The sequence below is a fragment of the Barnesiella viscericola DSM 18177 genome, from assembly GCF_000512915.1.
In the GTDB taxonomy this organism is placed as follows: Bacteria; Bacteroidota; Bacteroidia; order Bacteroidales; family Barnesiellaceae; genus Barnesiella; species Barnesiella viscericola.
Genome location: NZ_CP007034.1, coordinates 309,708 through 329,470, shown reverse-complemented (window position 1 = coordinate 329,470; position 19,763 = coordinate 309,708). Strand labels below are relative to the sequence as shown.

Sequence of the window (19,763 nt, the reverse complement as noted above, 5' to 3'; positions counted from 1 at the left end):
AACAGGTACTAAACAATAAAAACAGTTATGAAAAGAGTTTTCCTTATGTGTGTCGTCGTGCTGGGAAGCGCGGGGCTCTTGTTCGCTCAAAAAAGCAATCAAAAGGAGGTCAAGCAACTGCAAAACTTCTTGCAACAGACTTCGGCCAAAGGTGATGCCAACTATGTTCGATTGGGAATCACCAATATCAACAATCCCTCTACCTGGAAAGGTGTGACTTGGAGTGACGGCAGGGCCATCTCAATCGAGTGGTCGGACAAGGAGTTGGCCGGAGAACTGGACCTGGCGGGCTTTACCGCATTGCAAAAGGTAGACTGTTCGCGCAACCAACTCACGGGTATCGAGGTGTCGGGGTGTACGGCGCTCAACACGTTGAATGTGAGCCGTAACAAACTTTCGGCATTGAATATCGACAACTGTCCGGCCCTGATCAAACTCGACTGCTATAAAAACCGGTTGACCGATTTGTCGCTGTCGGGGTTACCGGGATTGAAAAACTTGAATTGTTCCAACAACCTTTTTGTCGAACTCAATGTAAATGGAGCCCAGCAGTTGCAAAGCCTGAACGTGCAGGGGTGCCACCTCGAATCGTTGATGGTCGACAGTTGTGAGAATCTGAAAAATCTCTATTGCGGTTATAACAAACTCACCAATTTGAATCTCTTTGGTACGGTGAGCCTGTCGAACTTGAATATCGACGACAACGAGATTGTCAACATGGTTATCTCCAAGCTGCCTTCACTCTCGTCATTCGTGTGCAGCGACAACAACATGACCACTTTGGGGGTGCTCAACTGTACGTCGCTGACCGATTTGGTCTGCTCCTACAACAATCTCACCACCTTGAATCTCGACGGGAGCAACAATCTCTATTTTGTCGATTGCTCCTACAACGACCTTACTACGCTTGATTTGAGTAACCGCACCATGCTGCAACGGGTTATCTGCAACAATAATCAATTGAATATGCTCGACGTATCCTTTTGTCCCAATCTAGTCTACATCAACTGCCGGTACAACCAACTGATTGATTTGCGCACCATAGGTGACAGCAACCTGCGCATGATTGCCTGTCAGTGGAATTACTGATGTGTAAAGAGCAGGCATATTGTCTGAAACATTCTCTTCATGTTTAAATCGGGCCCATAATGCAGAGGTAATTATACCCGCATTATGGGCGTGTTTTTGGAGATTGGCGGGTATTATCTTGCAGGGAATAGGAATGATGTGACAGAAAGATTTACATTTTATTTTGTCCTTTGCGAAAATGTTTTATATTTTTGGAAACGAAGCAACTAAGCTGTGAAAACACCGTGATGGAGAGCCGTCTTTTTGTGGCGACTTTCCAGTTTGACCAATAAGAGTTAACCTAAAACTATACCATTATGAAACAATACATTCTCGCATTGGATCAGGGGACCAGCAGTTCCCGCGCTATTGTTTTCGATGAAACCGGTAAGCCTTGTGCCGTAGCCCAAAGGGAGTTCCGTCAGATTTTCCCCCAATCGGGGTGGGTAGAACACGACCCGCATGAAATCTGGTCTTCTCAGGCTTCGGTCATTGCCGAGGCTATCACACTGATGGATATCAACGGGTTGAATATCGCCGGCATCGGCATCACAAACCAGCGCGAGACGACAATCGTTTGGGACTTGGATACCGAGGAACCTATCTACAATGCAATCGTGTGGCAGGATCGCCGCACGTCGAGTTATTGCGACGAGCTGAAAAATCAAGGTCTCACCGATATGATTCGCTAAAAGACAGGCCTGATTATCGATGCCTATTTCAGTGCTAAGAAAATCAAATGGATTCTCGATCATGTACCGGGGGCACGCGACCGTGCCGATAAGGGGAAGCTCATGTTCGGGACGGTAGACTCCTGGCTCATCTGGCGCCTGACCCGGGGCGAGGTGCATGTGACCGATGTGAGTAATGCCTCTCGCACGATGCTTTTCAATATCAATACCTTGGAGTGGGATCAGGACTTGTTAGACCTCTTTGGGATTCCTCGGTCGATGATGCCCGAGGTAAAGTCGTCGAGCGAAATATATGGTCACACCAAGACAACGATTTTTGCGCACAAAGTCCCCATTGCGGGTATTGCCGGCGACCAACAGGCCGCGCTCTTCGGGCAGATGTGTACCGAACCGGGTATGGTCAAAAATACCTATGGCACGGGGTGTTTCCTCTTGATGAATAGTGGAGAGAAGCCCATTCTCTCGAAGAACAATCTGATTACCACGGTAGCCTGGAAGATTGGCGACAAGGTGAATTATGCTCTCGAAGGAAGTATATTCGTGGGTGGTTCGGTAGTGCAGTGGTTGCGTGACGGGCTGGGTGTAATCAACTCCTCGTCGGAGGTGGAAGAGTTGGCCTCGCGGGTCCCCGATACCAATGGCGTTTACTTTGTCCCGGCATTGACCGGACTCGGAGCCCCCTGGTGGGACCAGTATGCCCGGGGTACTATCGTCGGCATCAGCCGGGGTACCACGACGGCCCATATTGCGAGGGCTGCTCTCGAAGGTATTGCCTACCAAACGATGGATATTACGGAGGCCATGTCGCGCGATGCGGGAATTCCTCTCAAAGAACTCAAAGTCGACGGTGGCGCCTCGCGGAACAACCTGTTGATGCAGTTCCAGGCCGATATTCTCGGTATCAAGGTCATTCGTCCGCAAGTGGTGGAGACGACCGCCATGGGTGCTGCCTATCTGGCGGGTCTTGCCGTAGGCTATTGGTCGAGCATCGACGATATTCGCAAGCAGTGGCAGATAGACCATGTGTTTGAGCCTATCTGGGAAGAGGCGAAGAGACAGGCCGCCCAACTGGGTTGGGAAGATGCTGTTAAACGCACGTTGAGTGACTATACCAAACGATGAGATAAGAATTCATTAACCGGAAATCTAAAAGCCATGGATGATGTCGTATTTACCAAAAGTCTCTTCGAGTTTATCGGGACGGCCATACTGGTATTGTTTGGCGATGGGGTGGTCGCCTCGAATATCCTGAAAAAGTCGAAAGGTGAGAACGGCGGTTGGGTTGTCGTGACAATAGCCTGGGGGCTTGCCGTCATGCTCGGGGTCTTCATCTCGGGGCCCTATTCGGGCGCTCATCTCAATCCGGCTGTTACTCTGGGTCTGGCTGCTGCCGGGACATTCAGTTGGAGCCTGGTCGTTCCTTACATCGTGGCACAGATGCTCGGTGGTTTTACGGGGGCAGTATTGGTTTATCTTTATTACAAGGACCACTATGACGCTACCGATGACCCTGCGGCCAAGCTGGCTACATTCTGTACGGCTCCTGCTATCCGCAACTATGGACGCAATTTGTTCAGCGAAATCGTAGGGACTTTTATGCTGGTATTTGTCATTCTCGCCCTCTCTATCGACGGAAATACTTTCGAGGTAGGTATGGGCGCTTTGGGGGCATTCCCGGTGGCCATGCTGATTATTGCATTGGGTATGTCGCTGGGTGGAACGACGGGGTATGCCATCAACCCGGCTCGGGATCTGGCTCCGCGCATCGCTCACGCCATTTTGCCGATTAAGGGGAAAGGTACCAACGACTGGGGATACTCTTGGGTGCCTGTGGCAGGTCCTATTATCGGTGGATTCATTGCCGCAGCACTCTATTGCCTGATTTACTGCTAATATAGGGTTATACAAAGGGAAATTGCATGCTTGTCAATCGGGCTGACCTCTACAACTGTTCAGGAGCGGCATCGAGGTTTATCGCAGCCGTAAGATTTAAAGTGTTGGAGCTCGATGAAAGTCGGGCTCCAACACTTTTCGCTAATCGTTTTTGCCGGTCGTCTTATTTTTCTTCCGTAGCCTCTTGCTTGCGGTACTCTTCAATCATGTAGCCTTTGACCTCCTTGAAGAGGCGGGTGGCAAAGACGAAATCGTTCAAAGCCTCGTTCGACGAGGTGAAAATCTTGTTCTTGTTACCTACCCATTCCCGGTAGCCCTTGTTGATAAAGACAATATTCTCGCCGATGCCGATTACCGAGTTCATGTCGTGAGTGTTGATGATGGTCGTCATGTTGTACTCGCGGGTGATGTCGCTCAACAATTCGTCGATAAGAATTGAAGTTTTGGGGTCAAGTCCCGAGTTGGGTTCGTCGCAAAACAGGTATTTGGGATTCAGGGCGATGGCTCTCGCGATGGCAACCCGTTTCTGCATACCTCCACTAATTTCCGAAGGATAGAGGTCGTTAACCCCTTTCAGATTTACTCGTTCCAGGCAGAATTCGGCCCGTTTCTTGCAGGCTGCGTAGCTGTCATGGGTGAACATGCGCAGGGGGAACATGACGTTCCCCAGGACTGTCTCCGAGTCGAACAGGGCCGACCCTTGGAACAGCATACCGATTTCGTTGCGCAGAGCCTTTGTCTGGGCTTGTGTCATGGCCATGACGTCGCGGCCGTCGTAACAGATTTGTCCCTTGTCGGGGCGTAACAGCCCCACGATACATTTCATCAATACGGTTTTACCCGAGCCGCTTTGCCCGATAATCAGATTGGTTTTGCCGGAATAGAATTTGGCGGAAACATCGTGCAGAATCTCTTTTCCGTCAAACAGCTTATATACGTTGTTTACCGTTATCATCAGAACAGGATTTGAGTGAGGATTACATCGAGCAGCAACACGATTACGCTGCTGACTACCACCGAATCGGTACTGGCTTGACCCACTTCGAGGGCTCCGCCTTTTACCCGGTAGCCGTAGTACGAGGCCACACTGCTGATGACGAAGGCGAAGAACAGAGCCTTGAAGATGGCTTGCCAGATGTAGTACTCGACAAAGAAACTTTGCAGACCGTAGATGTATTTCGAGACCGAAATGATGTCGGTGAACTGGGCTATGAGGTAACCTCCCGTGATGCCGCTCGCCATACTGAAAACGACCAGTACTGGAATGAAGGAGACCATGGCAGCAATCTTGGGAAGGATAAGCAGGTTGGCCGAGTTGACCCCCATGATTTCGAGAGCGTCAATCTGTTCGGTCACCCGCATGGTGCCTATCTCGGAGGCGATGTTCGAGCCCACCTTACCGGCCAATATCAGACAGAGTATCGAGGAGGAGAATTCCAACAGAATCACGTCGCGGGTAGCCAGTCCTACGGCATAGGCCGGTATAAGGGGAGAGACTACGTTCTTCTGCATCTGTATGGCGATAACCGCACCGATAAAGACCGAGATGGTGATTACGATGGGAATGGAGTCGATACCCAGTTTATAGATTTCGGCTATGTATCGTTTGAAAAATTCCCGCCAGCGGTCGGGCCGGGTGAAGACCCGCCTCATCAGCAGGACGTAATCCCCGAATTTCCGTAATGAATCGTCTATAATCATATCCGTTGTTTTGGAATATCAAGGAACAAAAGTAGTGAAAAAGATTGATGTACGGCAATTCTTTTTCCCTTGAAATGACTGCGGTATCATTTTATTTCGCAAAAGTGGCGCATGAATATCGCTATTTTCGTATCTTTGTTTCCCAATTGGCAGTGAGTCGGGATACCGGGCTACAAGCGGGTCGGTTGTCCCTCGTGAGTGGGGATTGTCGCCATCGCTCTCTGCATGGATAAAACGCTAACGAATTAAATATGTTCTCCAAACTTTTCAAACATCGGGCCGAAGTTGCCGATACGGAAAGAAAAGAACCGGCCGAGGTTCAACTGACAAATCCCGAATCTGAGAGTCACAACATGGTGTTGCGGACCGAGGACTTGGTGAAAAAGTATCGTCAACGCACGGTGGTCAATCATGTGTCGATCGATGTGACACAGGGTGAAATCGTGGGACTGCTGGGCCCGAACGGCGCCGGGAAGACAACCACGTTTTATATGACCACTGGGTTGATTACTCCCAACCAGGGACATATTTATCTCAACGACCTCGATATTACCGATTATCCCGTGTACAAGCGGGCTCAAATCGGTATCGGATATTTGGCCCAGGAGGCATCGGTATTCCGCAAGCTATCGGTCGAGGATAACATTCGTTGTGTGCTCGAAATGACCCCCACGACCAAAGAGTATCAGCGCGACAAACTGGAAAGTCTCATTGCCGAGTTCCGCTTGCAGAAGGTCCGCAAGAATCTGGGCGACCAGTTGTCGGGTGGTGAGCGGCGACGTACCGAGATTGCTCGCTGTCTGGCCATCAGTCCCAAGTTCATCATGCTCGACGAACCCTTTGCCGGTGTCGACCCGATTGCCGTAGAGGACATTCAGTCGATTGTGTATAAATTAAAGGAGAAGAATATCGGTATTCTCATTACCGACCACAATGCACCCGAGACATTGAGTATTACCGACCGGGCTTATCTGTTGTTCGAGGGGAAAATCCTGTTTCAGGGAACCTCCGAAGAGTTGGCCGAGAATCCCATCGTGCGGGAGAAATACTTAGGTCGTAACTTTATCTTCCATCGGAAGAAATTCCTTTGATTTTGGCGGAAGCTGTAAATACCTTCTTATAGAATAGATAGAGCAGGAGGACGGTTGCTACAAGGCTTACCCACGCCAGCCAAGCCGTGGAGGATTGTGTCGTGCCCAATGCCTCCAACGTGTTGTGCGAGTCATTCCCGGTAAAATAGGAGATGCAGGCCACCATGCTGTTGTTGAACAGATGCCCGAAGATGGGGAGCCACAGGTTGCCGCTCCACACCAGCAGATAACCGAAAAAGGCCCCCAGCAGCAGTCGGGGGAAGAATCCGTAGAATTGCAAGTGTATGGCACTGAACAGGAAGGCACAGGTCCATACGGCTACATGAGCTCGACGGCTTTCACCCTGAACCACCTGTTGGAGTATGCCCCGGAACACCATCTCCTCGCCCATGCCGGTGAGAACACCGATACCCAGGACGACAGCCAGGAAATGGGGTAGTGAGTGTATTTGCATCAACTGCTCGGTTACCGTAGCTGCTGCCTCCTCCTGTTGACGCATCCAGGCTTCGATAGAGGCGAATGCTTCGGGCAAGTTGATGGACTCGTTCCACTCTACCAAGCGGTTGAACATGGGGGTAGCCACGAAATAGAGTATCACGATACACAGCAGTTCGAGCAGGCGAGGGGCCTTGTTCAGACGCAGACCCCGTCCGGCGTTGCCCCAAAACAGCATGGCTGCGAACCAGGCCGGCAAGATGAACATACCGATATTTTGCAGGTACATGCCTGTCAGTAGCGCATACTCACCCTGCACAAAAAGCATGGGAATGGCGATGACAAACACGCCGCACAGAATCAATATCAGTAGCACGATGAGTTTCACACCCACCGACGAATGGCGGATATATTCGGTAATTTTCATGACATTTCTTTTTCGAGGGTAAAGATAGTACAAAAATAAAAGGCTGCCCAAAGAAAAAGGCCGTTTTGATTGGGGGCATAAAATTATTTTTTGCTTCTTTGCATATGAGCTCTGTGCGGGAAATTTAATCTATATGAAACGAACTGTTGAGATGATGAGTAGAAATAAAATCCTTATTTTGCTTGGTGGAATCCTGTTTATATGTTTCATTATATTCAGAGCCTTTGCCATACTCACTATTGCCCCATGTGCGTTGGCTGCGTTGATATACGGTATCAGAACACATGACCGACCGTTTATTATCGGGTCGGCATGTGCTCTGGGGGTAGGTATAGTTGGTATTGTCTATACGATATTCCTCATTTATTCGATGTGAGGTTATTCCTAGTTTTATCAATTAATATACACCAATATCTATCGAGTTAAAGTCTAATCAGATTTAGGGTATCTCCTTGATTCATGGATATGCTTATCAGTCCATGTTTGTCGGGAACCATGTTGATACGTTTTTGATTAAGGAGGATTTCGTATCGATTCTCTTTGGGCAATTTAATACGATAAGGATAATCGTTCTTTGCATGTATAGTTGCCGCTTTTACACCTTGTCTGTCCCAGGAAAAATCGACTTGCCCGCCGCCTCTTATACAGAGGCCCGCACATGCCCCCTTGTTCCACTGTTCGGGGAGGCATGGCAGTAGTTCGATATAGCCGTTTTGACTCTGTATCAGCATCTCTGCAATACCGGCTGCCGCAGCTTGATTCCCGTCAATGGCAAATATGTCGGTCGCGGCTCCCGCTATCCCGACGGGTGAAACCGAGAATAAGTTGTCGCGAATCAGTTTCTCCAATAGAATATTGATGCTGTTATAGGCTTCTTGATTCTTGTGCAGTCGGGCATAGTAGCAAATCATATTTGCTCTGCTCCATTCCACATCTTCCCAATCGGGCGCAGACAGCCGATTTTCAATCGTAGTCAAGGCTCCCTTCGCCAATTCAGGAGTATAGTCCAGACTGATTTGGTTGAATGGATACAAAGAGAGCAGGTGAGTGGTGTGCCTGTGATTTGGGATTGCTTCTTGATAGTCTTCTAACCATTCACGAATACCGCCATTAGCCATCAACCGTATAGGGGGCAGTTTTTGCAGCGCATTTTCTATATCATTCTGAAAATCAATGTCTACATTTAATATTCGGGCCGATTGCAGGGTAGAGTTTAGAATCTCATACGCCAATACTCTGTCGCATGTAGGCATCATGGAGGCGGATAGCGCCGTGTTGTTGTATACAAATGAATTTTCAGGAGATATGCTGGGACCGGTCAACAGATATTTCCCGGAGGGGTCTTCCACCATATAATCCAGTAAAAATTCAGCATTCCCTTTTAAAAGAGGGTAAGCCGTATCTTTAAGGAATTTCCGGTCTTGGGTATATTCGTATTCGGTCCATAAATGGCTGGCCAGCCAGGAAGATGCGGTCGGGAACAGTCCATACCCTATGCCGTTTGATGGAGAGGTATATCCCCATATGTTGGCTACCGTATGAGCGGTCCAGCCCTTACAGCCGTATACGTTTTGTGCCGTTCTTTGTCCATAGACCGACAGCTCTTGAATATATTTGAATAGCGGAGCGTTACATTCCGACAGATTTCCGACATTGGATAGCCAGTAATTTTGCTGGGTGTTGATGTCCAAGTGATAGTCGTTGGTCCAAGCCATGTTACAGGCGAGATTGTCATTGAAAAACCCTTGTAGAGCGATTGGCAATGGCGAGTTTTCTCGGGAAGAGGAGATTAACAGGTAACGAGCGTATTGAAAGAACAAGGCTACGAAAGCGGGATCCTCTGCCGGATTTTCTCTATATTGTTTCAACCGTACCGATGTGGGGAGTTGATAAGCGTCACGCTTGTCGCCCAGGCTCAAACTTACGCGGTTGAAGAGTGCCGAAAAATCGGCGATGTGCTGTTTCTTTATCTTCTCATACGATTTTTTCTCGGCTGCTTTTACGGTCTTTTTGCAGAGGCCCTTGTAGCCGGGGTTTTTGTAGTCGGTGCGAATATCAATTCTTAAAATTAATTCATCGGCATTGCTCACCGCTATTTTGTTCTCTTTCGTTTGCACGTTGCCTCCTATTGCCGACACGGTTACTCTGCCTTCGAACCAGACACCTCCCTTGGAGTTTTTGGATAATGCCTGACCATTGAATATCAATTGATTGTCTAGTGTTCTCACTTTCGATGGCTGTCGGAGCAGGTTTAAGGAAATTTCAACCGAAACGGAACTTTTCTTATTTGCCGTCACATGCATAACCAATACATCATCGGGATTGGAGGCAAAGCATTCTCTGGTATAGGTCACATTCCCTAAGGTATATGAGACCGTGTGCAGCCCCTTGTCAAGATCCAAAACCCGCTTGTAGTTCGTGTAAGAGCCCTCTACGGGATAGAGGAATTGTATATTCAGGTCTCCAACAGGGAGATGGGTACCAAACGAGTGATTGTCGCTTGTTAAATATTCGTGGCACATCTGATTCCCTTCGACGAGTTTTCCTTGGAAAAACAGTTCTCTCAGTTCTTGAAGTTTGGCTTTCCCGAAAGATTTTTCCTGTTCGGGGGCATATTGGCCTGCCCACATGCTTGACTCATTCAGCGCCAATTTTTCTGTGTCAACACCACCAAAAATCATTGCACCCAGGCGTCCGTTCCCCACAGGCAAAGACTGCATCCATTGATTGGCCGGTGAATCGAACCAGAGGGCTACATTTTCGGCTGATACGTAAGACGTGCAGAAAAGCAGACACAGGAGTATAATGATCTTGTTTTTCATAGTGCTGTTATCCTGATATGTTTATCCTTTCAAGACTTTATAGGTAACCAATTCGTTATTAGATGTCTGTACCCGCAATATATAATATCCTTTCATATATCCGCTCAAATCTATTTCACAACTGTCGGACGAGATGCTGTTGTTATACACCAGCATGCCCATACTGTTGTAGAGCAAGATGTTTTTTATTTCGTCCAATGAATGAACGATTATTTTATGACTGTTTATGTCATAAGAAAAACTCAGGTCGTTCTTCTTTACGTTTTTTATGTCGGAAGGCAATAGAGGTTTCAAATAGGGCATGAGATTATGAACAATTTTGTCTCGACCGGATAGATTGGGGTGCGTCCCGTCTTTATAATCTTCTTCGGTCAACCAACCTTCTGTTTTTACAAATTGGATATTGTTGTCTCCCAATGTTTTACACTTTTCAACGGCCGATTCGATAGGGCCGGAATAAGAGCCGTTGAAAGGTTCCATGACAACCAACGTGGTTTGGGGATAGGTGTTTCTCAATCGGCTCAAAAAGTTGAACATACTCGATTTCATGACTGCATCTGTGGCTGATCCGCATTTGTCATTTGTCCCTAAATTGATTACAATCATGTTGGGGGTATAACTGAAATCCCATGGTTGAATGGGCCGTTCATCGATGTGATTATAGTTTTTCAAGCAGAAGTACAGCGAATCGAGACCTATTTTTTCTTCCAAGCAACCGTATCCGGTAGTCAAAGCCAATCCACTGAATGCTATTTGGGTGTGGTCACAATTTAATCCCTCGGCTGTGTACCAGGCATAATTGGCTGCCGATTGGTCGTCTTCTCCCCCTGTTGCGGTAATAGAGTCTCCGATGTATTCAATCAGAAATTTGCCCTGAGCACGATAGGTTACGGCTCCTTCGTCCAAACTTAATCCCAGGAAGGTTAATTCTTCATTCTGTCCGGCGGCTCCAACCAATAGGGAATGTCTTCCATCTGACAGCTCTACTTCATTCAGCCTGGTTAGGCCACTTGTGGCATTTATCGAGCGCAAGTCTTCTCCGTCGATGGAAACGACCAGGTTGGTTCCGGATTGTAACAGTATCCCTATGTTTCTACCTGTAAAGTCGACCCTTAGATAGGCACCGGTCCAATAACTGTGATAGAGGTTGGGATTGCTTCTGTCCCAACGGCCTACATATAGAATATTAACATCAGATAGTTTGCCATCTCCGGGAATGTCTATATTTTCAGCCGGGAAGGCTTGCTGTAAAAGAAAGAAAGAAAAGAACAACAGTAGCAATACGTTTTTTTTCATGGCGTGAATCTCTTATGAGTGTATGTTATTTGTCTACTTACAAATTTATGAATTGAGAGGTGATTCGACAGGCTCAAATTTATCAAAAAACGTCACAAACTTAACAGATGAAGACTTTTACCCCAATAGGGCTAAACGGTATTTGAGGCATCATTAAGGTGCGGGTGTGATTTTTGCCACGAACCCACCATTGGCCGCCATATTTATATCCAGCGGTATGCCCGAATCGAAATGCCGAATGTGTTGAACTGTTTTATCGGGTTGCTCTCCATCAGCTATGATTGTAGCCTTCCATTTTCCAGGAAGAAGGAAATCTGTTTTTACCGGCAATTGTAACGGTTGGCTTCCGTTCAATGCAATGAGATACCAGGTTTGCCCTTTCCGGCGGGCCAATAGGGCCGTTTTGTCAATATCGCTCCCGGGTAAAACAAGGGTCTCGTCCCACGTAGAGGGTAGCTCTTTCAAAAAAGGAAGTATCGTTTTCAGCCGTTTGTCGTGCAGCAGCATGTGAGGGTGTTCCGCTATGGTAATTAGTGGGGACGTAAAGGCATAGGCTGTTGCCAGTTGATGTGTCCAAGTCGTATTCCCCGGATTGGAGAATCCCACAGGGGTGTAGTCGTTATTGTTGAGAATACCTCTTGTAAATATCAACGCTACATTATGATTCGCGGGTATGTGTCGCAGCAGTTTATTAAGCTCCAATCCGCGAACACCTTCCCGGGTTATTTCATTGGGATAGGTTCGGAATTCCCCGGTGGGTTTTTGACAGCCATGAAAGTTGACCAAAAGTTGTCGCTCGGCACACAATTGTAATGCTTTCGTGTCAAAATCAATTGTACGTTTGCTTTCACTGTTCATGAAGTCTATTTTCACTCCGGCAGCTCCACATGCGGCTACACTGTCAATAAAATTGCGCATGACTGCATAGTCATTGTCGGGGTTATTTATCGTTTCGGAGTGCTTCCAAACAAAGACTTTCACCTTTTTAGAAGCCGCATATTCACATATTTCACGTAGTTGCTTCCACTTGTCGGTCCATTGGGTTTCCCAGCCTTCGTCGATAGTGGTATATTCAAAACCCAATTCAGCTGCCATGTCAATGAATTTCTTTTCATACTTGGGAGTCATATATCCTTTGGCCTCGCTCCACCAGCTCCATACACTGCGGCCGGGCTTTATCCAGTCTGTACTTGGGAAAAGTCTAGGGTCTGGTGCCGGGTTCAGATTGGTTAGAATATCGGTATTTACCAACGCGTTAAGCCCTTGGGTGAGTAAGATGACTCTCCACGGTGTTGTGATGGTGCCGGTAAGTCCGAAGCCTTCCGCCTCGGTAAAATTCACTTGAAGGGAACAATCTTTCCGGGCTTTTAACCGCATACCGCTGTAATTGTAGAGGGCGGCTTCCGTAATAGCCATGTAGTGTTCATTCCCCAGTTCATAGAGCAGAATAGGGCCTTGCACAGGGCCGGTTGGAGAAATGCAGTACAGACTGTCGGAGATGGTCTTTCCCCATTTCCCTGCATATGTTTTCAGTTTCCAATCATTGGGCCGTTCAAAAAACCATACGGGAATACCGCCGGGAACATGAAATGAACTCAGTTCGGCATGTACGATGTGCTGGGCCGTTGAGTTCTGTTTGGTTGGGATTACGTATCTGAAAGCGACACCGTCGTTATAAAGTCGGAATTGTAGACGAAAATTCATTCCCCTAGATTCAAGTTCGTAGGTGTATTCGTTGCAATGATTCAAGGCTTCTGTGTGGAATCCGCGGGTAGGGTATTTTTCGTAAATCTCTTTTTGGGAATAACCTCGGCTTGTACAGTGGGTGCCTAGGGTATCTTTATCCACAATCACGCCCAAGCAGGAAGGAGCTATGGTCTCTTTACCTAAGAAGGAGACGGAATAGGATAGATTACCCTGGTCAAGAATTAAGCTGGCTTGAACAGATGTATCGGGAGAACTCATCAAGGTCTCGGCTCCAAAAGTAGAGATGCTATAAGCACACAGGGTTGCAATAGTTGACAAGATGTTTTTCATATACTATGCTTCTCGAAATTTTTAATCGGGTCAGTTGGTCTCTTTGGTTATGAATACGATATAGTTGTTTATACCCTCAGGAGCCTTTTCAATCCAACTGTTGGTTCCCAAGTATGTTAATTCGCCTCCATTCATGGGCTCGCTCCTGTATATGGTGTGCGGATACCCGTTTACATATATTTTGTCATGGGTGATTTTAAATGGAGTTGGACTGCTCTTCACAGGGAATTGAACATTCCTGTCGTCATAAGCGATGTAAACGCGTCCTGCTTTCCCAATATTGAAAACAATTCCTTCTCCGGCCGAAGTACCAGCGTCATCATTGGCTACTAACAGATAGTGTGCCCCTTTCAGATATTCGGGTAACTGACTGAATTTCCAGGGACGGTCGCTGTATATGCTGTCACCGTTTTGTACATTGGCCTTTAATCGGGCTCCTTGTGGGAAGACCGTTGACAGGTTAAAGATGGCCTCGTTGGTCGCCGAGAGTGCCGTTCCGTCAGTCTTGGTTTGCTCGGCATCAGCAGGGAGGATATATCGGGGAAGATCTTTCCCGTATATCTCTTTTTGAGGTTCGATTGCGACAGGTAAAGTGGCCGGGGGGTCAGAACAGTATCCCCGGGTTGCGTCAATTGGGTTGGCGATGAATTGAAGAGTATCGGGTTCAAGTCCTTCGGCTTGGGCAATAACCGTTACGGTATCGGTATGGAGGGTCGACCGGAGTATAACTCGATGTATGCCATTGATAACCGGCAATTCTTTCCGATTGGCATATTTTTTCACATTTTCTTCCCAATATCCACCTCGCCAGGTGATGTCGCCTTGGGTGGTGTATTTGACAAGATTTTGAGCCAATGGCGCCCGATTGCCTTGCTTGTCTACAATTTCGGTCTCAATCAATACGACATCTGAACCATCGGCTCTCAATCCCTGGGGGTGTGATATGAGTTTCATGCGGACTGAGGCAGGGGCCCCAACCGTTTGAAGATGATAGGTTGCCATTATACGATTGTCTTTATCATAGCCTATGGCTTCAATCTTTCCCGGGGTATATGACACCTTGGAGAATGTGTATAGGAATGTGTTTTCCTGTTTACCTTGTTGCGGGATACCGTTCACCAACAAGTCGACTCTGGCTATTCCTGGACTGGCAAATACATATACCGGTTTTACTGTCCCTGCATCATAATTCCAATGGCCGGGGATAAAAACCGACGGTTCATTCTCGGTCCACAGTTCGGGGGTGTTGCTCCACATGGTTTTGTTGGCATAATAGGTATCTTTGGGTACTCTCATGCCATCGACGCAGCCGCTGCGCCTGAACGAATCGATGCTTCTTGTAAATGACTCGGAATCGGCAAAGAATATTTGTGTGCCTCCGTTGCAGACAGCCTCTCCTGTACCGGGTCTTGCTTTGTAGTATTGTTCATAAACGATTGACTGCATGACACACATGTTGTCTTGGTTTCTGTTCCACCCTCCGGCATTGTCGACCAGCATATACTCACCCTCTTTGTGGTAATAGGGAGCCGAGTATGAATCCCACCAGCGTCTGGGCGATTCGTCTCGCAGATATTCAGTATCAATGGAGAGTCTGTACTTTTCCTTGCGCACGCCATACATCCAGGAGACCCACTCGGGACCTTCCGAACGGCCGCCCATGGGGCGCTTGTAACCCCTGGAATCCCATTTATCCCGTAGGGCAATCATGTTGCTTAAATGTTCCTTGCTGATAAGGTTGTTTGCCGCTTCCCACAAAATGACACTCGGGTTGTTTCGGCAATAAATGATTGTATTGCGCATGATTTCACATCGCATTTCCCATTCTCTACCCTGTGAGTCATTTTCCCGGTCGGCTCCGGGCATGATTTGCAGAAGGCCCACTCTGTCACAGGATTTGATGTCCTGCGGTGAGGGCATGGTATGCTCCCATCGAATGATGCGGGAGTGGCCGTCAACCTGCATTTTATTGGAATAGTCGTGTAGCCAGTCGGGATAGGCCGCTCCAATAGCCGGCCATTCATTTTGGCTACGGGGGGTGTACCCTTGGGTCATTAACCGTCGGTTATTGATATACAATTCGGCCCCTCGTACTTCTATCTTTCGGAAGCCGGTGGTTATTTTCGAGATGTCGGTTTGATTACCATCTTGTACAATGGTATATACATTCACTGCTGTCCGGAGAAATTTTACCATAAAGTAGGTTGCTCGACAGAACCCGCCTCCGGAACACAAACGGGAGTTGTCGGCTGATTATAAATTTCACGGATATCCGCCCTCTGGAAGAGGACTTGTCCGATTGAGTTAGAGATAGAATGAAGACTTGGATCCAACCCGTATCGCTTCTTCGCAATGATGAGCAGCAGATAGTCACAAATGGCTATCCATATCTGCGTGTACACGGCGTTCTTGGAAGTGCCGTAGAAAGTCCTGATGTGAAGATGCTGCTTGATCCATTTGAAGAACAGTTCTATCAGCCAGCGTTCACGGTAGAGTTCCGCAATAGTCAGCGGATCGTCAATCGCAAAGTTGTTGGTCAGAAATCGATATACTCTTCCAGTCTCAATGTCTTCATATACAACAAGTCTCAATGTGTCGGGATACTTTCTGGTAGAGTAATATCCAGCAAGTCTGATAGTCTCATCCGAAAGAACGCCCGAGTCTTTGTTGACAGGTCTGGACTCAATAACCTCATAAGACATATTGTCCTTGGCGCGTGTAACAAAGTAGGCGCCCTTTTGCTGGAAATGCTTGTAAAGTTTTTCAAAGGCAACATATCCCCTATCCATCAGGTAGAAAGCACCTGCTTCAACAGGAATCTTGTCCATCATCCTGGCATCGTTAACCTTGCCTGGCGTGAGCATGACAAATGTGGGAATCGAGCCTCGCAGATCCATCAGTGTATGTATCTTGAACGCACCCTTACCATGATGAAACTCGGCCCATGGACACAACTTAAGACACAGGTCAATGGTACTGCTGTCAAACGCATATATCATCTCCTCAAGACCAATTCGCAGCTTTTCATCCTTGTAAAGCATCGTGGCTTCCTTTACCAAAGTCATCGCAAAGTCTTGATATATACGCCAATCCTTCTTCTCGTTGGCCTCCGCAAGCGTGGATCGAGGTATTGCCTTGATTCCGGAGCGATAGAGGTCGCCGCAGAGGTTAAGTGTAGTCTCTATATCTCTCAAACCAGCTCTGTCAGTGAACTGTGCAAAACTCTTCACCATGAACTGGTCACGACAATTGAATTTGATAGCATGCCGGTCACCTTTGTAGCGGTCGACACATTTCTTGAACTCGTATTCGTTAATGAGAGACATAATCTGAGCGAAGATTGTTTTTCCTTTGTTCATGGCTTGCGGATAACCTCTTGATGGCTACCGCAAAGTTACTGATGTTCTAATCGAAAAATTTTCTGATGTTTGTAACTTATTGATGTTTAATAATTAAAACATTGTCGGAGAATTTTTTTCCGGACACTAGTGGTGGCCGATATTTCTTTTCGTTGGGCGCATCGGAAGGGTGTATTCGCATCGTTCCTTTGGGAGAGTGCGATTTGACCGCAGGAGATACGATCGAGGTGGTGACTTACGATGGAGAACGTTTGCCCCTGCTGTGTGTGAAATCGATAAGCGAAGGCGGAAAAATCAGTGCAGAGGAACTGGAACGAATAAAGACTTTACCCTCCAATGACAATATAAAGGCAGCACTGTTAAATCCCGAAAATCAGTATCAGAACATTGTAGTGGATAAAGTGGTAGATTTCGAGTTGGGAGCAGTTGTGGGGAACCGGGACAGAATGGGTAACGGATTCCTGGTGAAGGATTGCAATTTCTCATTCAACCGATCCAGAGGCGTATTGATCAAGGCTTCGAACGGTATGGTCGTGAACAATGTGTTTGAAGGGAACTGGATATCGTCTATCCTGGTTACACCAGAAACCTGGTGGCTGGAATCTGGGTGCTCTGATAATGTGTTTATAGAAGGGAATAGAATCATTGGCAATAAACGGAAGTATGCCATTAATGTATCGGGTAGCGGATACTCTCAAAAGCCTGCTCCCGCCGGGTTGCATTGCGGCATTACGGTGAAGAACAATGAATTTGAGAATTGCCTCTCTCCCATGATACGCTTCCAGTCGGTAAAAGGTGGGGAACTTGTCGGAAATCATGTCTTGGAATCCGATAAGCGAACCGAGGCTGTAACCGAGATTGTGAACTGTGATTGACAGATGTAAATGAAAGGTTGTATGCGATATTATATATTAGGGCTGTGTTTGCTGGTTGTAAACGGTCTTACCTGTGCTTCAACAATAATATCAATTGAGGATTTTGGACTGAAACCCAATACGGGGGTGGACACGCGCCCATTTTTGAAGAAGGCCTTGCGGGCCTGTCAGGGCCGGAATGATATTGTGTTGGTGTTCCCCAAGGGACGATATGATTTCTATCCGGATAAAAGTAACGAAAACGATGTGCTGAAACGACCGGCAACTTTGGGTATTCATTTGAAAGGGTTGAATAAGTTCACACTAGATGGAGGAGGTTCGGAATTTGTTTTCCATGGGAAAATGGAAATTGCTCATATTGAAGATTGTGACAGCCTGACCATGAGGAATTTCAGTGTGGACTGGGATAGACCTTTTATATCTCAGGGAGAAATTATCGGCTCTACCGACTCCTATTTGGATATTAAGATCGATAAAGAAGCCTATCCCTATGAAGTCGTCGATGGGAAAGTGTATTTCATAGGGGAGGATTGGAAATTACCCGTTATGACCATGTATTCAACCTTATACAACAAGGAGACCAAAGAGATTGCTTATAATAGCTTGGGCGATATATTTGAGAAGCCGGTGGAGGAGATATCGGAAGGCGTTCTGCGATTTCATGGGAAGCCAGCTATACAGGTAGAGCCTTACACAACGATAGTCTCTTTGTTTCATGTCCGTTATTTTGCTACGGGTATAGGTGTGACCAATAGCAGAAATATTCTGTGGAAGGATATTAAAATGTATCATTCCCTGAGTAATGGCTTTTGGGGATACCGCACAGAGAACATTACGATGGATAATGCCTCGGTGGTTGTCAACGATGCCAAGGGGCGATATTTCAGTTCGGTAGCCGATGCCTCTCATTTTTCAGAATGCGGCGGAACCATTCGCGTCTTGAATTGTGCCCATACGGGGCAAGCCGATGATTTTATCAATGTACATGGCACGAGTGTCAAAATAATTGGTCGAGTCAATCAGAATACGGTTATGGCCCCGGTTGAAGGAAAAGGTTCCGGCCGATCGGTTCAGATAGGTGATGAATATTGGTTCATCAAGCAGCCCGAAGCCCAGCGAGGTGAGGTAGGGGTTGTTGCTGACAAAAAACTGTCGGAGGACGGTTCGTTCTATTACGTGTCATTTGACAAGCCTGTCCCCGAGGCTATCGGTAATGGCGACTTTATGGAGTGCAAAACCTGGTGCGCTGCCGTAGAGATTCGTAACTGCAAGATACAAAAAAGGCATCGGGCTCGTGGTATTTTGGTAACTACACCTAAAAAGGTTGTCATAGAGGACAACTATTTTAGTACGGCCGGTACGGCAATCCTCATCGAAGGCGATTTTGATTACTGGTATGAGTCGGGAGCCAATACCGATGTCACAATCCGCAACAATACTTTCGATAATTGTTTGACCTCTGGTAACCGAGACGGTAGCAGAAGTCAATGGGGCGAGGCGGTCATTACCATTACGCCTTCGCATATCCCCTCGACGGTAGATATGGAGCCTTATCACAAAAACATACGAATTGTAGATAACCGTTTTTATGTGTTTGATGTACCGCTTGTCAGAGCCGTATCTACCCGAGGACTGTATTTCATGAATAATCAGATTATAAAGACCTTTGATTATCGTCCGTATACCTGGCAGAAGGTTTCGTTCCTGTTAGATGGTTGCAGAGATGTCAAGATACGAAATAACAGCTGGGATAAGCGTTATACGGAGCGCAGTGTAGCTGTGGAGCATATGCGCCTGTCTGATGTACAGACCGATGCGAACGACCACTTTGTAATCAAGGAATTGAAAGGAATAGATACACACATGCAGTGGTGATTAAGAAGCACCGCAAAATATGGGGGAATACGGGTTTCCGAATGGAAATCCGTATTCCCTGTTTCTGTATGGATATGATTCGGTTTCAATTTCAATTCAATAAAAATTCATCAATTGCCTCAAAAAGTCAACGGCCAAGGCTCAGCGATACAAGAAAGTTTATATGTCAAAATAACAGTTTAATGTGTGAAC

The 19,763-nt window shown here is 47.1% G+C and carries 13 protein-coding genes and 1 pseudogene; 6 read left to right on the top strand and 8 right to left on the bottom strand.

Annotation, left to right across the window (positions count from 1 at the left end; translation table 11 throughout):
- The first annotated feature begins 27 nt into the window (after window positions 1-27).
- The 3 genes and pseudogenes from BARVI_RS01365 (at window position 28) to BARVI_RS01355 (ending at window position 3,653) form a co-directional block, all read left to right on the top strand.
- On the top strand, window positions 28-1,089 hold the full coding sequence (locus BARVI_RS01365) for a leucine-rich repeat domain-containing protein (protein WP_025277498.1): 1,062 nt from the start codon (window positions 28-30) through the stop codon (window positions 1,087-1,089).
- A 296-nt stretch (window positions 1,090-1,385) separates the two neighbouring features.
- Window positions 1,386-2,882: pseudogene (gene glpK / locus BARVI_RS01360) on the top strand (glycerol kinase GlpK).
- Window positions 2,883-2,915: 33 nt separating this feature from the next.
- Window positions 2,916-3,653, top strand: coding sequence for an MIP/aquaporin family protein (locus tag BARVI_RS01355; RefSeq protein WP_025277497.1), 738 nt, complete (start codon window positions 2,916-2,918; stop codon window positions 3,651-3,653).
- A 163-nt stretch (window positions 3,654-3,816) separates the two neighbouring features.
- On the opposite strand, the gene BARVI_RS01350 is transcribed toward BARVI_RS01355, so the two are convergent.
- A complete protein-coding gene (locus tag BARVI_RS01350; protein ID WP_025277496.1) occupies window positions 3,817-4,608 on the bottom strand; it encodes an ABC transporter ATP-binding protein in 792 nt (263 codons plus the stop codon).
- Window positions 4,608-5,348, bottom strand: a complete 741-nt coding sequence (locus BARVI_RS01345) for an MlaE family ABC transporter permease (protein ID WP_025277495.1) — start codon at window positions 5,346-5,348, stop codon at window positions 4,608-4,610. Before BARVI_RS01345 ends, BARVI_RS01350 begins: the two co-directional genes overlap by 1 nt.
- 359 nt (window positions 5,349-5,707) lie before the next feature.
- On the opposite strand from BARVI_RS01345, the gene lptB reads away from it, so the two are divergent.
- A complete protein-coding gene (lptB, locus tag BARVI_RS01340) occupies window positions 5,708-6,445 on the top strand; it encodes an LPS export ABC transporter ATP-binding protein (protein ID WP_051401137.1) in 738 nt (245 codons plus the stop codon).
- On the opposite strand, the gene BARVI_RS12835 is transcribed toward lptB, so the two are convergent.
- From BARVI_RS12835 to BARVI_RS01305, 6 genes are all read right to left on the bottom strand, one after another.
- The gene (locus BARVI_RS12835) at window positions 6,417-7,307 is read right to left on the bottom strand and encodes a CPBP family intramembrane glutamic endopeptidase (RefSeq protein WP_025277493.1); all 891 of its coding nucleotides are present in this window, start codon (window positions 7,305-7,307) and stop codon (window positions 6,417-6,419) included. The two genes, lptB and BARVI_RS12835, sit on opposite strands and share 29 nt — an antisense overlap.
- 422 nt (window positions 7,308-7,729) lie before the next feature.
- A complete protein-coding gene (locus BARVI_RS01325; RefSeq protein WP_025277491.1) occupies window positions 7,730-10,129 on the bottom strand; it encodes a glycoside hydrolase family 95 protein in 2,400 nt (799 codons plus the stop codon).
- 21 nt (window positions 10,130-10,150) lie between these two features.
- The gene (locus tag BARVI_RS01320; RefSeq protein ID WP_084546946.1) at window positions 10,151-11,425 is read right to left on the bottom strand and encodes a GDSL-type esterase/lipase family protein; all 1,275 of its coding nucleotides are present in this window, start codon (window positions 11,423-11,425) and stop codon (window positions 10,151-10,153) included.
- Window positions 11,426-11,578: 153 nt separating this feature from the next.
- Complete coding sequence (locus tag BARVI_RS01315; protein WP_084546945.1) at window positions 11,579-13,462, bottom strand: glycoside hydrolase family 97 protein; 1,884 nt, start codon at window positions 13,460-13,462, stop codon at window positions 11,579-11,581.
- Between the two features lie 30 nt (window positions 13,463-13,492).
- Entirely contained in the window at window positions 13,493-15,658 is a 2,166-nt protein-coding gene (locus BARVI_RS01310; protein ID WP_025277488.1) for a DUF4982 domain-containing protein, read from the bottom strand.
- On the bottom strand, window positions 15,652-16,821 hold the full coding sequence (locus BARVI_RS01305) for an IS4 family transposase (protein WP_025277487.1): 1,170 nt from the start codon (window positions 16,819-16,821) through the stop codon (window positions 15,652-15,654). Before BARVI_RS01305 ends, BARVI_RS01310 begins: the two co-directional genes overlap by 7 nt.
- 101 nt (window positions 16,822-16,922) lie before the next feature.
- Between BARVI_RS01305 and BARVI_RS01300 the strand changes: the two genes are divergently transcribed.
- Both BARVI_RS01300 and BARVI_RS01295 read left to right on the top strand, forming a co-directional pair.
- Window positions 16,923-17,696, top strand: coding sequence for a right-handed parallel beta-helix repeat-containing protein (locus tag BARVI_RS01300; RefSeq protein ID WP_025277486.1), 774 nt, complete (start codon window positions 16,923-16,925; stop codon window positions 17,694-17,696).
- A gap of 21 nt (window positions 17,697-17,717) precedes the next feature.
- Window positions 17,718-19,571: a right-handed parallel beta-helix repeat-containing protein gene (locus BARVI_RS01295; RefSeq protein ID WP_198015975.1), complete on the top strand. Its 1,854-nt coding sequence runs from the start codon at window positions 17,718-17,720 to the stop codon at window positions 19,569-19,571.
- Window positions 19,572-19,763 lie beyond the last annotated feature (192 nt).

Coding starts and splice junctions, on each gene's coding strand:
- BARVI_RS01365 (WP_025277498.1), top strand. CDS start 28: ATGAAAAGAGTTTTCCTTATGTGTGTCGTCGTGCTGGGAAGCGCGGGG.
- BARVI_RS01355 (WP_025277497.1), top strand. CDS start 2,916: ATGGATGATGTCGTATTTACCAAAAGTCTCTTCGAGTTTATCGGGACG.
- BARVI_RS01350 (WP_025277496.1), bottom strand. CDS start 4,608: ATGATAACGGTAAACAACGTATATAAGCTGTTTGACGGAAAAGAGATT.
- lptB (WP_051401137.1), top strand. CDS start 5,708: ATGGTGTTGCGGACCGAGGACTTGGTGAAAAAGTATCGTCAACGCACG.
- BARVI_RS12835 (WP_025277493.1), bottom strand. CDS start 7,307: ATGAAAATTACCGAATATATCCGCCATTCGTCGGTGGGTGTGAAACTC.
- BARVI_RS01325 (WP_025277491.1), bottom strand. CDS start 10,129: ATGAAAAACAAGATCATTATACTCCTGTGTCTGCTTTTCTGCACGTCT.
- BARVI_RS01320 (WP_084546946.1), bottom strand. CDS start 11,425: ATGAAAAAAAACGTATTGCTACTGTTGTTCTTTTCTTTCTTTCTTTTA.
- BARVI_RS01315 (WP_084546945.1), bottom strand. CDS start 13,462: ATGAAAAACATCTTGTCAACTATTGCAACCCTGTGTGCTTATAGCATC.
- BARVI_RS01310 (WP_025277488.1), bottom strand. CDS start 15,658: ATGGTAAAATTTCTCCGGACAGCAGTGAATGTATATACCATTGTACAA.
- BARVI_RS01305 (WP_025277487.1), bottom strand. CDS start 16,821: ATGAACAAAGGAAAAACAATCTTCGCTCAGATTATGTCTCTCATTAAC.
- BARVI_RS01295 (WP_198015975.1), top strand. CDS start 17,718: ATGCGATATTATATATTAGGGCTGTGTTTGCTGGTTGTAAACGGTCTT.